The organism is Intestinimonas sp. (assembly GCF_026169115.1).
GTDB lineage: Bacteria > Bacillota > Clostridia > Oscillospirales > Oscillospiraceae > Intestinimonas.
Genome location: NZ_JAPFEA010000042.1, coordinates 1 through 13,599 on the forward strand (window position 1 = coordinate 1; position 13,599 = coordinate 13,599).

Annotated in this window: 12 protein-coding genes and 1 tRNA gene; 5 read left to right on the top strand and 8 right to left on the bottom strand. The window is 64.0% G+C overall.

Annotation, left to right across the window (positions count from 1 at the left end):
* The 6 genes from Q0Y09_RS03815 to Q0Y09_RS03840 all read right to left on the bottom strand — a co-directional run.
* Positions 1 to 344 (bottom strand): DNA gyrase subunit A (locus Q0Y09_RS03815; protein ID WP_297717858.1); only part of this gene is annotated, 344 nt, incomplete at its 3' end.
* Between the two features lie 37 nt (positions 345 to 381).
* Positions 382 to 2,391: a hypothetical protein gene (locus Q0Y09_RS03820; RefSeq protein WP_297717861.1), complete on the bottom strand. Its 2,010-nt coding sequence runs from the start codon at positions 2,389 to 2,391 to the stop codon at positions 382 to 384.
* 262 nt (positions 2,392 to 2,653) lie between these two features.
* The gene (locus Q0Y09_RS03825) at positions 2,654 to 3,838 is read right to left on the bottom strand and encodes a stalk domain-containing protein (protein WP_297717864.1); all 1,185 of its coding nucleotides are present in this window, start codon (positions 3,836 to 3,838) and stop codon (positions 2,654 to 2,656) included.
* Positions 3,839 to 4,100: 262 nt separating this feature from the next.
* Positions 4,101 to 6,086, bottom strand: a complete 1,986-nt coding sequence (locus tag Q0Y09_RS03830) for a toprim domain-containing protein (protein WP_297717867.1) — start codon at positions 6,084 to 6,086, stop codon at positions 4,101 to 4,103.
* Between the two features lie 193 nt (positions 6,087 to 6,279).
* Positions 6,280 to 6,522: a TIGR03905 family TSCPD domain-containing protein gene (locus Q0Y09_RS03835; RefSeq protein ID WP_297717872.1), complete on the bottom strand. Its 243-nt coding sequence runs from the start codon at positions 6,520 to 6,522 to the stop codon at positions 6,280 to 6,282.
* A gap of 54 nt (positions 6,523 to 6,576) precedes the next feature.
* Positions 6,577 to 7,458 (bottom strand): LysR family transcriptional regulator, encoded by an 882-nt coding sequence (locus tag Q0Y09_RS03840; RefSeq protein WP_297717875.1) that lies wholly within the window; start codon positions 7,456 to 7,458, stop codon positions 6,577 to 6,579.
* A 127-nt stretch (positions 7,459 to 7,585) separates the two neighbouring features.
* On the opposite strand from Q0Y09_RS03840, the gene Q0Y09_RS03845 reads away from it, so the two are divergent.
* Positions 7,586 to 7,720, top strand: coding sequence for a hypothetical protein (locus tag Q0Y09_RS03845; protein WP_297717878.1), 135 nt, complete (start codon positions 7,586 to 7,588; stop codon positions 7,718 to 7,720).
* A gap of 104 nt (positions 7,721 to 7,824) precedes the next feature.
* On the opposite strand, the gene spo0A is transcribed toward Q0Y09_RS03845, so the two are convergent.
* A complete protein-coding gene (spo0A, locus tag Q0Y09_RS03850; RefSeq protein WP_297717881.1) occupies positions 7,825 to 8,592 on the bottom strand; it encodes a sporulation transcription factor Spo0A in 768 nt (255 codons plus the stop codon).
* A gap of 160 nt (positions 8,593 to 8,752) precedes the next feature.
* Positions 8,753 to 9,838 carry a SpoIVB peptidase gene (gene spoIVB, locus Q0Y09_RS03855; protein WP_297717883.1) on the bottom strand — a complete coding sequence of 362 codons (1,086 nt, stop codon included), beginning with the start codon at positions 9,836 to 9,838 and terminating at the stop codon, positions 8,753 to 8,755.
* 291 nt (positions 9,839 to 10,129) lie between these two features.
* Here spoIVB and Q0Y09_RS03860 point away from each other — a divergent pair, with 291 nt between their 5' ends.
* The 4 genes from Q0Y09_RS03860 to asnS all read left to right on the top strand — a co-directional run bounded on the left by Q0Y09_RS03860 (position 10,130) and on the right by asnS (position 13,225).
* A complete protein-coding gene (locus Q0Y09_RS03860) occupies positions 10,130 to 10,651 on the top strand; it encodes a DUF6512 family protein (protein ID WP_297717886.1) in 522 nt (173 codons plus the stop codon).
* Positions 10,652 to 10,761: 110 nt separating this feature from the next.
* Positions 10,762 to 10,838 (top strand) — tRNA-Arg (locus Q0Y09_RS03865).
* An 84-nt stretch (positions 10,839 to 10,922) separates the two neighbouring features.
* Complete coding sequence (locus Q0Y09_RS03870; protein WP_297717889.1) at positions 10,923 to 11,699, top strand: SAM-dependent methyltransferase; 777 nt, start codon at positions 10,923 to 10,925, stop codon at positions 11,697 to 11,699.
* Positions 11,700 to 11,830: 131 nt separating this feature from the next.
* A complete protein-coding gene (gene asnS, locus Q0Y09_RS03875) occupies positions 11,831 to 13,225 on the top strand; it encodes an asparagine--tRNA ligase (RefSeq protein ID WP_297717892.1) in 1,395 nt (464 codons plus the stop codon).
* The last annotated feature ends 374 nt before the right edge of the window (positions 13,226 to 13,599 follow it).

Below are 13,599 nucleotides of genomic sequence, written 5' to 3' on the forward strand. Positions count from 1 at the left end.
AGCAGGGCCCCGTAGCCCCGGGAGAGCCGGACCATGGTGTCGTAGATGGCCGCGTCGCCGTGGGGGTTGAGCTTCATGGTCTGGCCCACCACGTTGGCGCTCTTGGTGCGGGCGCCCCCCAGCAGGTGCATCTGGTACATGGTGTAAAGCAGCTTGCGGTGGGAGGGCTTGAACCCGTCGATCTCCGGGATGGCCCGGGAGACGATGACGCTCATGGCGTAGGGCATGTAGTTGATCTCCAGGGTCTGGGTGATGGGCTGCTCCAGCACCTCGGCGTGAAGGCCCAGGACGTTGGAGTCGTCCACCCGCTTGCCCCCCTCCTGGGGGACCTTTTTCTTAGCCAATGGTTATCAGTCCTTTATCCTATGGTCAGATGGCGGCTCACCAGCCGGTCAGGTCCTCCAGGGCCAGGGCGGCGGCCCCCTCGGGGGCCTGGGTCTCCGGCCTCCGGTCCGTCTCCTCCGTGGCGGTGGTGACGGTCAGGAGCAGCTTCATCTGGTTCTTGATGTGGAACTCGGCCTCCACCGTGCCGCCTGTGCGGTCAGAATCCCAGCTGGCGGCGACGCGCATGGCGGGGGACCAGCCCTCGTCGGCGCTCAGGCACAGCAGGCTGCCGGTGAAGGAGCCGTCGTCGCCGAAGACGTACTCCAGGGCGAAGTCCTGGAGGCCCAGGTACGCATAGGCATCCTCCTCACTGTAACCCAGCAGGGCAGCCAGGTCCTCCATCCCCAGCCGCAGCACCCAGGTCTTCCCCTCCCGGACCAGGGCGTCGTCCCCCAGGAAGAGGGCGATGGTCCCGGCCAGGTCCAGGGTCTCGCTCCAGTAGCAGACGGGGTCGGTGTAGACCGCCGTACTGTTTTCATAGAGGTACCACACCAGAGTGCCCACCGTGGGGGGCTCCGACGGGTCCATCAGGTCCTCCAGGCCGGCATACAGCTCCGCCGCGGTCTCCCCGCCCAGGGTGAACCACAGCTCCCCCGACACGGGGAGCCCCGCCAGAGAGAGCAGCTCGGGCAGGGCGGAGGCGGTGACGGCCATGGTCCCGGTCTCCAGGTCCCAGCGCAGCTCGTAGTTTCCGCTGAGCAGGGCGGCGGCCGCCTGCTCCACCTCCGCGCCGGCGTCCTCGGTCAGCCCCAGCCGCTCCAGCAGGGTCATCAGGGCGGACAGGTCGTATTCGCCCGTGGTCTGGCCCCCCTCCGGGCCGTAAAGGCTCTCCTGGGTCAGGGTCATGGGGTAGGTCTTGTCCCCGTTGAGGGTGTCGAACAGGGTGAGGGTGGCCTTCCAGTCCTCCGTGCTCTTCCATCGCTCCCAGGCCGGGGCGCTCTTGGCCATCAGGCCGTTGATGGCGGTAAAGCCGCCGTCGATGGTCTCCGCAAGGGCGTCCGGGTCCAGGACCACGGCGGTGTGATACGCCGGGTCCCACCAGACGTCGCAGCCGGCGGCAGCGGCAGTCTCCCGCAGGGGGGCATAGTCGCCGGCGAGGGACAGGCCCAGGGCCTCCCCCAGCGCAGCGGCGGGGACGTAGGTGACGCCGTCCTCGGCGTAGGGCTTGTCACCCTCAAAGGTCAGGTAGGCCCCGTTGACCATGATCCCCAGCTCGCCGGGGACACCGCCCAAAGGCTCCTCGCCGCCGGGCTCGCCCGTGAGGTAGCCGTAGGTCAGATACTCCCAAGTAAGATAGGTCTCGAACTCGGCCCGGTCCAGGAGGGTATAGTCGGCCATGAAGGGCTCCTGGCTTTCATAGTAGAAGTACTCCTGGGCGAAGTAGGCGTCCACGTCGAAGCCCTCCAGGGCGGCGGGGTCCTCCGCCAGCACGGCGTCGATGTCGGCCCGGAGCTCCTCCATCCAGATGAGGTGGTGGGTGTAGTCGTCCTTCATGTAGTCCTCAAAGGCCGCCCGGTCGGTCAAACCGTAGTCGGCCATGAAGGCCGCTTCCGGGTCCTTGTAGTCCGGGTAGGCCGCCCGGAGCCAGGCGTCGGGGTCGAAGCCGTCCAGGTAGCCGGGGTGGGCGGCGGCATACGCGGCCTGGGCCGCCTTCTGGGCCTCCTGCGCCATGGCCTCCCTGGCCCGCTCCTCCAGGAGCAGGTCCCGGATGTATGCCTCCGACTCTCCCCAGACCTCGGCCATCTCGGCCACAGAGCCATGCCCCCAGGAGGTCTCGGCCCACTGGTCCAGGTTGTCCGCCAGGGCGGCGGCCTCCTCGGGATGGGCCTCCAACCAGTCGGCCACGTCAGCATCCATGGGATAGCCGGAGTCCCGGAGGACCACATCTGTGGAGAAGACCTCGTCTATGGAGATCCCAGGCGTCTCCTCTGGGACAACGGCCAGGGCAGGTGCGGAAAGGGACAGGGTCAGCGCCAGGGTCAGCAGAATGGAAAGCAGCTTTTTCATGGGGGACCTCCTTTTCCTGGTTCGGTTGTGGGTGGTTTCCTGTTTCACAGCATGGCGGCGGGGTTGTGGCAGGGCGCGTCTGGGAAGCCGCGCCCCACAAAGAGCATGGCGCTGCGCCCCTTGTCCGTCATTCTGAGGCCCAGCCGAAGAATCCGCATCCCCTATCCCCTCGTTTTTCTGCCGCGCGGAAGGACGGGGGAAACGGCTCCTTCGCTGTCGCTCAGGATGACGCAGCGGAGCTGCCGCCGGTCAAAACGTCATCTCACGAAATACCGGCCAGCTCCTCCAGAGAGGGGGCCACCCCCTCGGGCAGGCCGATGACGCCGGTGGTAAAGAGACTGTCGTCGAAGAGGGCGGCGGATTCCCCGCCCCGCAGGCTCCGATAGAGCCGGCCCCGGTGGGTCTCCCACACGTCCTGGCCGTTCAGGTCGGTGCGGCTCCACCAGATATAGCCGTCCAGATAGTTTTCATAGGCCTCCTCCCAGGAGGAGAAGGTCTCGCACAGGTGCCGGGCGGCGGGCTCCACCAGGGCCAGTGACTCAGCGTAGGTGACGTACCCGGCCACATAGCCCCACTGGGCCAGGTTGCTCATGCGGAAGAGGTCCCAGGCCAGAATGCCCTTGTCCCCCCACTTCTCCGCAAGGGTCTTGGTGTAGGACCACATGTAGGCGTCCACCTCGCCGGACTGGGCGATGAGGTCCTTCCACTCGGCGTCGGTGAGGCTGTCGGCAACGGCGGCGGTCTCCTGGAAATCCACATTGTGTCCGCCGGTGGTCATGACGGTCACCGTCTCAATGAGGTCGGCCCGGCCGGTGATGCCCCAGTCGTCCGAGAGCATTTCCCGGGCGAACTCCGCCATGGTCATGGTGGGAGACATGCCGTTGGTGGTGCTGTACGACATGGGCACCGCCCGGCCATCTCCGCCGAAGCCCTCGATGCGCCCGTAGTTGATGCGCACCAGCATGGCCCCCATAGCCAGGGCCCAGTCCTCCAGGTTGGAGTCCCCGGCCACCGACTTGTCCTCCTCCACCACCACCAGCTGCTTCTCCTGGTCCCAGGTCACCAGCTGGCCGAAGAACTCCGCCACATACCGGGCGGGGATGAGGGTGTGGCCCTCCACGGCGTAGGGCGCCACGTCCATCTCCATGGCCGCACCGTCCACGTCGGCGGTGGTCTTCCCCAGGGTCATGGTGACGGTGGAGCCGGCCCGGGTCATGACGATCTCCTGTTTCTCCTGGACCCACTCCACATCGGCCCCCAGCTTTTCCGCCAGGTCCCGGAGGGGCACCATGGTGCGGCCATTCTGGACCTGCACCGGCAGGGAGGTGGGATAGTAGGTCCTCCCGTCCAGACAGATGCCGATCTCACCTTCGTGGATGGCCAGGGCGGGTGCGGAAAGGGACAGGGTCAGCGCCAGGGTCAGCAGAATGGAAAGCAGCTTTTTCATGGGGGACCTCCTTTTCCTGGTTCGGTTGTGGGTGGCTTTCTGTTTCACAGCATGGCGGCGGGGTTGTCGCAGGGCGCGTCTGGGAAGCCGCGCCCCACAAAGAGCACGGCGCGGCGGCCCTTGTCCGTCATTCTGAGGCCCAGCCGAAGAATCCACATCCCCTATCCCCTCGTTTTTCTGCCGCGCGGAAGGACGGGGGAAACAGATCCTTCGCTGTCGCTCAGGATGACACAGCGGAGATGCCGCCGATCAAAACGTCATATCACGAAATATCGGCCAGCTCCAGATACTTATACCCGTTTTCGGCAATGTGGTCCTTCCGGCCCTGAAGGTTGTCCCCCAGGAGGAGGTCGAAGACGGCAGCGGTGCGCTCCACATCCTCGGGCATGACCTTGATGAGGCGGCGGGTGGCCGGGCTCATGGTGGTCAGCCACATCATGTCGGGCTCGTTCTCGCCCAGGCCCTTGGAGCGCTGAATGGTGTACTTTTTCCCTTCCAGCTCCCGGAGGATGTCGGCCTTCTCGGTCTCGTTGTAGGCAAACCAGGTCTTGTCCTTGTAGCCGATCTCGTAGAGGGGGGATTCGGCGATATAGACATACCCCCGCTGGATGAGGGTGGGGGTGAGCCGGTAGAGCATGGTGAGGATGAGGGTGCGGATCTGATAGCCGTCCACGTCGGCGTCGGTACAGATGACGATTTTGTTCCATCTGAGGTTCATGAGGTCAAATTCCGCCATGTCCTTGGCGTGCTTGTCCTTGACCTCCACCCCGCAGCCCAGCACCTTCAAAAGGTCGGTGATGATCTCCGACTTGAAGATCTTGGCGTAGTCGGCCTTGAGACAGTTCAAAATCTTGCCCCGCACCGGCATGATGCCCTGGAACTCGGCGTCCCGGCTGAGCTTGACGGCCCCCATAGCGGAGTCGCCCTCCACGATGTAGAGCTCCCGCCGCTCGGTGTCTTTGGTGCGGCAGTCCACGAACTTCTGCACCCGGTTGGAGATGTCCACGCTGCCGGAGAGCTTCTTCTTGATGTTGAGCCGGGCCTTCTCGGCACTCTCCCGGGAGCGCTTGTTGATGAGGACCTGTTCGGCGATCTTCTGGGCGTCGAAGGGGTTTTCGATGAAGTAGACCTCCAACTGGCTTTTGAGAAACTCCGTCATGGCCTCCTGGACGAATTTGTTGTTGATGGCCTTCTTGGTCTGGTTCTCGTAGGAGGTCTGGGTGGAGAAGTTGTTGGAGACGAAGACCAGACAGTCCTGGACGTCGTTCCAGGTGAGCTTGCTTTCGCTCTTCTGGTACTTGCCCTGGGCCTTCAAATAGCCGTCGATGGCGGAGACAAGGGCGGAGCGCATGGCCTTCTCCGGAGAGCCGCCGTGCTCCAGCCAGGAGGAGTTGTGGTAGTGCTCGATGACCTGGACCCGGTTGGAAAAGCAGAAGGAGACAGAGAGCTTTACCTTATAGTCGGGCTTGTCGGCCCGGTCCCGGCCCTTCCGCTCGGTCTGCCAGAACACCGGCTGGGTCAGGCTGTCCTCTCCGGCCAGCTCCCGGACATAGTCCTCAATGCCGTGCTCATACTTGAAGTCGGTGGTCTCGAACTTGCCCCCCACCTGGTTGCGGAACCGGAAGGTGACTCCGGCGTTGACCACCGCCTGGCGCTTCAAAACGTCCAGGAAGTAGTCCACCGGGATATTGATGTCGGTGAAGACCTCCAGATCGGGCTTCCAGCGGAACCTGGAGCCGGTCTTTTTCCCCGAATAGGGGGCCTTTTGAAGGCCGCCGATGTTCTCGCCCTTTTCAAAGTGGAGGGTGTATTCCTGGCCGTCCCGGTGAATGACGGCGTCGAACACCGCGCTGGCGTACTGGGTGGCGCAGGTGCCCAGGCCGTTGAGCCCCAAGGAGTACTCGTAGTTGTCCCCCTCCAGGTTGTTGTACTTGCCGCCGGCGTAGAGCTCGCAGAAGACCAGCTCCCAGTTGAACTTGCCCTCCTTCTCGTTCCAGTCCACCGGGCAGCCCCGGCCAAAGTCCTCCACCTCGATGGACTGGTCGGCGTACCGGGTCACGGTGATGAGGTCGCCGTGGCCCTCCCGGGCCTCGTCGATGGCGTTGGACAGGATCTCAAATACGGCGTGCTCGCAGCCCTCCAGCCCGTCGGAGCCGAATATGACGCCGGGCCGCTTTCGGACCCGGTCGGCCCCCTTCAGGGAGGAAATGGAGTCGTTTCCGTAGCTTTTGGCGCTGGTCTTTGGCATGGGTCTCCCTCACATTCAAACGATATTATCTCAGAATAAGTTTATCCCATTTCCACCCGCTCTGTCAAGGAAGGGCAGGGGGCAAAGAAAGGTTGCACGAAGCTGCGCTCAAGCAGCTTCGTGCAACCTTTTGACGGGTCGCTCTTTGCTTTTCACCTGACTGCCGCCCGATGGCCGGTCCCTCCCATCGCGCTCACAGGCTCTGCTTGAGGGCCTGGGCCAGCTGGTCGGGGCAGGAGGTGGGCTTGAAGCCGCAGCGGATGCCCTCCAGCCGGGAAATGACGTCCTCCACCCGCATGCCGGCCACCAGCCGGGAGAGGCCCTGGAGGTTGCCGTCGCAGCCCCCGGTCACCTGGAGGGACTGCACCACGCCGTCCTCCACCTCAATGCGCATATGGCTGGAGCAGGTGCCCCTGGTCTTATAATCAATGGTCATGAAAACATCTCCTTTATACTGTGAGCCCTATCATATAACAGAGCCGCCCGCCTGTCAAATTTCACCTGCGGCCACGGCGGCCTCCACATGGTCCAGGAACCGGGCCGTGGCCGGGGAGGCGTCGCTCCGCCGCCGGACCGCCAGGCCGATGTCCCGGAACTGGGGCGGGTCCAGGGGCCGGACCACCACCTGGTAGGGGGTGCGGCGGAGGACCAGTTCGGTGAGCACGCTCACCCCCAGGCCGCTCTCCACCATGGAGATGGCGGCGTAATCGTCGTTGACCCGGTAGCAGAGGTTGGGCTTGACCCCGCAGCGTTCAAAAATCTGAATGACCTCCCGGTCCCGGTCATCCTCCAGCTTGATGTAGGGGTCCTGGGCAAACCGGGCCACGGGATAGCTCTTGGCCTCCGTCAGCTGGTGGTCGGCGGGGAGCACCGCCATGTGCCGGTCCCGGCGGAGGAAGACCGTGTCCAGGTCCAGGGCGCAGGGGAGAGAGATGAAGCCGCAGTCCACATGGCCCGAGGCCACCCATTCCTCGATCTCCCGGTATTCAATATGGGTGAGGATCTCAAAGCGGATGGCGGGGTACTTTTCCAGAAAGGACTTCATCAGCCGGGGCAGCCAGTGGACCGAGATGCTGTTGAAGGTCCCCACCCGGATGGTGCCCCGGGTGAGGCCGTGGAGCTGCCCCACCTCCTCCTGAAGCTCCCGCTCCGCGTTGCACACCGCCCGCAGTCCGGGCAGCAGCGCCGCCCCGGCGGCGGTGAGGGTCACCCCCGACCTCCCCCGGACCAGCAGGGTCACCCCCCACTCCTGTTCCAGGTCGGAGAGGATGCGGCTCACCGCGCTCTGGGTGTAGCCCAGGTCCTCCGCCGCCCGGGTGATGCTCCCCAGCTCCGCCGTCCGCAGCAGCGCCCGGTATTTTCCTGTCTCCATGGCCACCATCCATTCTGTTTTGGAATGTAAGATATGAAAATAAGTCGTTTGCGTAATGTCTGATGCCATTGTATAATAAGTACGTAAGGAAGACAAGAGACAGTTGTTCGGAAAGGAGCCGAGAAACATGAAAAATGTGATGTATTTGATTGGGAACGACAAGGAGCTGCTGCTGCAAAAGGACTGGTATTCCCTGGGCAGCCGGACCGGCTGCTGGAAGGGCAGCCCCTGGCGGGCCATCGGAGCTCTGCTCCGGCATTGAGTTCCCTTTTTCTTTGAATCTACCCATCTCCATACAGGCTGCGGCCCTCCGGTCTTTTGGACCGGAGGGCCGCAGCTTGTGTGTTATGGCGCAGGGCGCGCCAGTCAGGTCTCCCGGCGCTGGAGCTGGAGCCGGTCGGCGATCATGGCGATGAATTCCGAGTTGGTGGGCTTGCCCTTGGCGTTGCTGACGGTGTAGCCGAAATACTTCTGGAGGGTCTCCAGGTCGCCCCGGTCCCAGGCCACCTCAATGGCGTGGCGGATGGCCCGCTCCACCCGGGAAGCGGTGGTGTTGAAGTGCTTGGCCACCTCCGGGTAGAGGACCTTGGTCACCGCATTGATGACCTCCATGTCCTCCACCGTCATGACGATGGCATAGCGCAGGTACTGGTAGCCCTTGATGTGGGCGGGCACCCCGATCTCGTGGATGATGGCCGTCACCGCGCTCTCCAGGTTCTGGCGCAGCCGGGCCTGACGCTCCGCCGGGTCCTCCTCCAGCTTGGCCGAGCCGGCCAGCAGTCGGATCCGGTCCACCACCGAGGGCAGCTTGCAGGGCTTCATCTGGCAGTAGCTGGCCCCCTTGGCCAGGGCGGCCTCCACCATATTGCCCCGGACCTGGGCCGAGAGGACCAGCACCGGCGGCCGCTCCCCCTCCTCCAGGGCGTCCAGCACGTCCAGACCGTCCATCTGGGTGAGCATCAGGTCCATCACCAGCAGATCGGGGGAGAGCCGGCGGCACAGCTCCACCGCCTCCTCTCCGTCTCCGGTCTCGCCCACGATCTCAAAGTCCGGCTCCTTCAGCAGGGTCTCCCGCAGGAGGTCCCGGAACACATCGTCCCCATCCGCCAAAAGGATGCGTTTCTTGCTGTCCATATCCAAATTCCCCTTCCACGGGAGCGCAAAAGCCCCCGTCTTAGTTCCATGACCATAATTTACCACAAAATGACAGCAGACGCAACCCCATTTTACCAATATATCCCAACTTTTTTCCGATCTTTTTCGACATCCGGACGCCCCCCTTCCGAATGCTCCGCTATGCCTCCGCTGCGGCCTTCTCCAGCATGGTCTCGGCCAGGATGCCGTACCCCCGGGTGGGGTCGTTGACCAGGACGTGGGTGACCGCCCCCACCAGTTTGCCGTTTTGAAGGATGGGCGAGCCGCTCATGCCCTGGACGATGCCGCCGGTGGCTTCCAGCAGCGCGGGGTCGGTGACCTTCACCATCAGGTCCCGGGTGTCGTGGCTGCCTGCGGGGTAGACCCGGACGATCTCCACGTCATAGCGCCTGACCGTCTCCCCGTCGACGTTGGAGAGGATGGCGGCGGGTCCCACCTTCACCTCGCCCCGCCCGGCGACGGGGAGGGCGGGCTCCTGACCGGCCAGAGACGGGACGTCCAGGGTGCCGAAGATCCCGCCGGCGGTGTTGGCCCGCAGGCTGCCCAGGTCCCGGTTGGTCTGGAAGGCGCCGTGGAGCTCTCCGGGGGCCCCGGCGGCCCCCTTTTTTACGTCGGACACCGCAGCGGGCAGGATGGCTCCGGACTCCAGGGGCATGAGACGTCCGGTGTCCACATCGTTGATGCCGTGGCCCAGGGCCCCAAAGAGACCGGTGGACGGCTCATAAAAGGTGACGGTGCCGATGCCGGCCATGGAGTCCCGGATCCAGGCCCCCAGACGATAGGTGCCGTCGGTACAGGAGACGGCCTGGGCGGTGAACTGCACCTGGCCCGCGTCCCGGATGGCCCGGATGCTCATTTTGTCCCCCTCCAGGTCCTGGAGCACCGTGCGCACCTCCTCAATGGTGTCCACCTGGGTGTCGTTGATGTGGGTGATGATGTCGCCCTGACGAAGCCCGCAGGCCCGTGCGGGGGACGCGCCCCCTCCGTCGGCGTTCACGTCGGAGAGCCCCACCACCAGCACGCCGTCGGAAAAGAGCTTGATGCCCACCGCCCGACCCACCGGCACCACCATACGGGGGACCTGGGCGGCGGCAGGGATTGCATCGGCGGCCCGGGCCCGGGCGCTCAGGCCCAGCAGCACCACTGCCGCCGCCATCAGCAGCGCCAGTCCCCGCAGCAGGAGGAGGACGCCCGTCCCTGGCCGGCTTTGTTCTTCTTCTCTCATAAAACCACCCCTTCTTGGAAAAAATAACGCCGACGGCGCTCAAAAAAACGCCGCCAGAGCTAATATGGCCCCCTCCGAAGGAAAAAACGCCGCTCCGGCGCTGGCAATGAAACACACCTTTGGCATGGGAAAAGCCGGAAAGCCCCGGACGGCAGGGGCGGACGGCGGCGGCCACGGCGGTTTTTACCGTTTTTTCAGAAAAAAGGCGGGCCGGTTCATAATCTGTTCCCGGGCGCATACCCTATCCTCAGAAAGGCCGTCCGGCGGGCGGCCGGGGAGGGAGAGGAGACCATGCCCAAGCTGTCAGGAAGGCTGCTGCCGGCCTTTGTCGTCACCACGGTGGCCGGCGCCTGCCTGCATTTTCTCTACGCGCTGCTGCCCAATCCGGTGACGGCGGTGCTCTCGCCGGTGAACGAGAGCCTGTGGGAGCACGGAAAAATTTTGCTCTGGCCCTATCTGGCCGCCATGCTGCTGCTCACCCGGAAGGGCCCGCCGGGCTGCCGCACCCCCTGGCTGCTCACGGCCCCGCTGATGGTGTGGGCCATGCTGGGCGCCGGCTGGGTCTACCACTTCACCCTGGGGGGCGAGGCCATGGCCGTGGACATCGGCATCTATGTGGTGCTCATGGCGGCGGGCTTCCTGCTGCCCCAGGTCCTGGACGGGAGCCGTGAGCACGCCCTTCTGGGGACCCTGGGTCTCCTGGTCGTGCTGACCCTGGCCGCCGCCCTGGTCCTCTTCACCTTTCTCCCCCCGGATCACACCCTGTTCCTGGACCTCTCCGGGGTCAACACCTGGAGCACCATCCCCTGCTGACCGCTCAGCCCCAAAGTCTGACGCTCGATTTTGTTTTTTGCAAAAATACCCCTTTACAAACCCGGAAAAGGTTGCTATAATAATTAGGCACTTAAAAAGTGTGCAGGTACGCGCCTGTAGCGCAATTGGATAGAGCGTCAGATTCCGGTTCTGAAGGCAGGGGGTTCGAGTCCCTTCAGGCGTACCACGTGGTCGCAAAGTTTACTTTGCGACCACGTTTTTTTATTTTTCTGAAAGAAAAAATATCACACGATATGGGAGGAGGCCCACGATGGAGGAGCACGTCTTAAAGTCTCTGTGGCAGCACGAGGAGGATGTGGCCCACATCCACGGCTGGGACTTCTCCCACATTGCCGGGCGGTATGAGGAGGAGGGGGACCTGCCCTGGGATTACCGGCAGGCCGCCCTGGAGGGCCTGCGCCCGGACATGGACCTCTTGGACTACGACACCGGCGGCGGGGAATTTCTCCTCTCCCTGGGCCACCCCCACGAGCGTACCTGGGCCACGGAGGGCTACCCGCCCAATGCGGCGCTGTGCCGGGAGCGGCTGGAGCCCCTGGGGGTCCACTTTCAGACCTGCGACAACCCGGCGGCCATCCCCTTTGGGGACGCAGCCTTTGACCGCATCCTCAACCGGCACGGGGATTTTTGCCCGTCGGAGCTCTGCCGGCTCCTAAAGCCCGGCGGTCTGGCGGTCACCGAGCAGGTGGGGGGACAGAATGACCGGGACCTGGTGGAGCTGGTGCTGCCCAGCACGCCGCCGCCCTATCCCCACCTGAACCTGGAGGAACAGCGGCGGGCCTTCGAGGCCGCCGGCTTCAACATCCTCCGGGCCCAGGAGGCTTTCCGCCCCATCCGCTTCTACGACGTGGGCGCCTTCGTGTGGTTTGCCCGGATCCTCCCCTGGGAGTTCCCCGGCTTCTCTGTGGAGCGGTGCTTCCCGGCCCTGCTGGACCTCCACCGGACCATTCAGAGGGAAGGGCAGTTCACCGGCACCATCCACCGCTTCCTCCTGGCAGCTGAAAAACCAACTTGCTCCGCCCCCTGACCTCTGGGGGCGGATTTTTTCCGTTTTTTGCCCGGAGAAAAGGCGTCCGCCCTTGCGGCTTTGCCCCGCAGGCGTTATAATATAGGTCACTGCACAGCACAACTAACGACGCTGAGAGGGGAATCGACCCAATGGAACGCACAAAGATCGCACAGATTTTCGCCGACCAGGAGCATTTCGGGGGGCAGGAGGTCACCGTCTGCGGCTGGGCCCGCACCATCCGGGACATGAAGACCTTCGGCTTCATTGAGCTCAACGACGGCTCCTGCTTCAAGAATTTACAGGTGGTCATGGACGCCAATTCCCTGGCCAATTATAAGGAGATCGCCGGACAGAACGTGGGGGCCGCCCTGTCGGTCACCGGCACGGTGGTCCTGACCCCGGAGGCCAAGCAGCCCCTGGAGATCAAGGCCGCCGCCATCGCGGTGGAGGGGCCCTCCACCCCGGACTATCCCCTTCAAAAGAAGCGGCACACCGTGGAGTACCTGCGGACCATCCAGCACCTGCGGCCCCGCACCAATCTGTTCTCCGCCGCCTTCCGGGTGCGGAGCGTGGCCGCCCACGCCATCCACACCTTCTTCCAGGACCGGGGCTTCGTGTACGTCCACACCCCCATCATCACCGCCTCCGACTGCGAGGGGGCCGGCGAGATGTTCCGGGTGACCACCCTGGACCTGGAGAACGTCCCCCGGACGGAGGACGGCGCCGTGGATTACAGCCGGGACTTCTTCGGCAAGAGCGCCAACCTCACCGTGTCCGGTCAGCTCAACGCTGAGAACTTCGCCATGGCCTTCGGCGACGTCTATACCTTCGGCCCCACCTTCCGGGCGGAAAAGTCCAACACCACCCGCCACGCCGCCGAATTCTGGATGATCGAGCCCGAGATGGCCTTCTGCGACCTGATGGGCGACTTGGACGTGGCCGCAGCCATGATCAAGTTCATCATCACCACCGTGCTGGAAAAGTGCCCCGACGAGATCAACTTCTTCAACTCCTTTGTGGACAAGGGCCTCCGGGAGCGGCTGGAGCATGTGGCCTCCTCCGACTTCGGCCGGGTGAGTTACACCGAAGCGGTGGAAATCCTCAAACAGAACAACGACAAATTCGATTATAAGGTGGACTGGGGCTGCGACCTCCAGACGGAGCATGAGCGTTACCTCACCGAGCAGGTGTTCAAAAAGCCGGTCTTCGTCACCGACTACCCCAAGGACATCAAGGCATTCTATATGCGTCTCAACGACGACGGCAAGACCGTGGCCGCCGCCGACTGTCTGGTACCCGGCATCGGCGAGATCATCGGCGGCTCCCAGCGTGAGGAGCGGCTGGACGTGCTGGAAAACCGCATCCGGGCGCTGGGCATGGACCCCAAGGACTACTGGTGGTACCTGGACCTGCGCCGCTATGGCGGATGCAAGCACGCCGGCTTCGGCCTGGGCTTCGAGCGGATGGTCATGTACCTCACCGGCGTGGGCAACATCCGCGACGTCCTGCCTCATCCCAGAACGGTGGGCAGCGCCGACTTCTAAAGCGAAGAAAAAACGCGTCGGACCGGCAGAGCCTGCCCCGGGCAGGACGTCGGGGCCCCATCGAAGATGGGGCGGCGCGTCAGCGCCGGACAAGGGCCGCCCAGAGGGCGGCCCTTGCCGCAGGCGGGATTCACTCCCGCCGAGGAAGTGAAATCAAATGGGGTCCCCGGACGATGGCACATCGTCTGGGGCCTGCCTCACCCCAGAACGGTGGGCAGCGCCGATTTCTGAGGAAAAGAAATACGTGCCAAAGAGGCGAACTGCCCCAGATTGTGCGGACAGTACAAAAAAGAGCCCCTGGTAGGAAATATTGAGTTTTAAGTGGAGAGGCGGCGCGCCAGCGGCGCCTCTCCGGTTTTTAACTGGATGCGCTC

Excerpts from the sequence above, each read along its gene's own strand:
- Q0Y09_RS03830 (WP_297717867.1), bottom strand. The coding sequence starts at position 6,086 with ATGCCAAAGACCAGCGCCAAAAGCTACGGAAACGACTCCATTTCCTCC.
- Q0Y09_RS03860 (WP_297717886.1), top strand. The coding sequence starts at position 10,130 with ATGCCCAAGCTGTCAGGAAGGCTGCTGCCGGCCTTTGTCGTCACCACG.
- spo0A (WP_297717881.1), bottom strand. The coding sequence starts at position 8,592 with ATGGACAGCAAGAAACGCATCCTTTTGGCGGATGGGGACGATGTGTTC.
- Q0Y09_RS03825 (WP_297717864.1), bottom strand. The coding sequence starts at position 3,838 with ATGAAAAAGCTGCTTTCCATTCTGCTGACCCTGGCGCTGACCCTGTCC.
- Q0Y09_RS03840 (WP_297717875.1), bottom strand. The coding sequence starts at position 7,458 with ATGGAGACAGGAAAATACCGGGCGCTGCTGCGGACGGCGGAGCTGGGG.
- Q0Y09_RS03845 (WP_297717878.1), top strand. The coding sequence starts at position 7,586 with ATGAAAAATGTGATGTATTTGATTGGGAACGACAAGGAGCTGCTGCTG.
- asnS (WP_297717892.1), top strand. The coding sequence starts at position 11,831 with ATGGAACGCACAAAGATCGCACAGATTTTCGCCGACCAGGAGCATTTC.
- Q0Y09_RS03835 (WP_297717872.1), bottom strand. The coding sequence starts at position 6,522 with ATGACCATTGATTATAAGACCAGGGGCACCTGCTCCAGCCATATGCGC.
- Q0Y09_RS03870 (WP_297717889.1), top strand. The coding sequence starts at position 10,923 with ATGGAGGAGCACGTCTTAAAGTCTCTGTGGCAGCACGAGGAGGATGTG.
- Q0Y09_RS03820 (WP_297717861.1), bottom strand. The coding sequence starts at position 2,391 with ATGAAAAAGCTGCTTTCCATTCTGCTGACCCTGGCGCTGACCCTGTCC.
- spoIVB (WP_297717883.1), bottom strand. The coding sequence starts at position 9,838 with ATGAGAGAAGAAGAACAAAGCCGGCCAGGGACGGGCGTCCTCCTCCTG.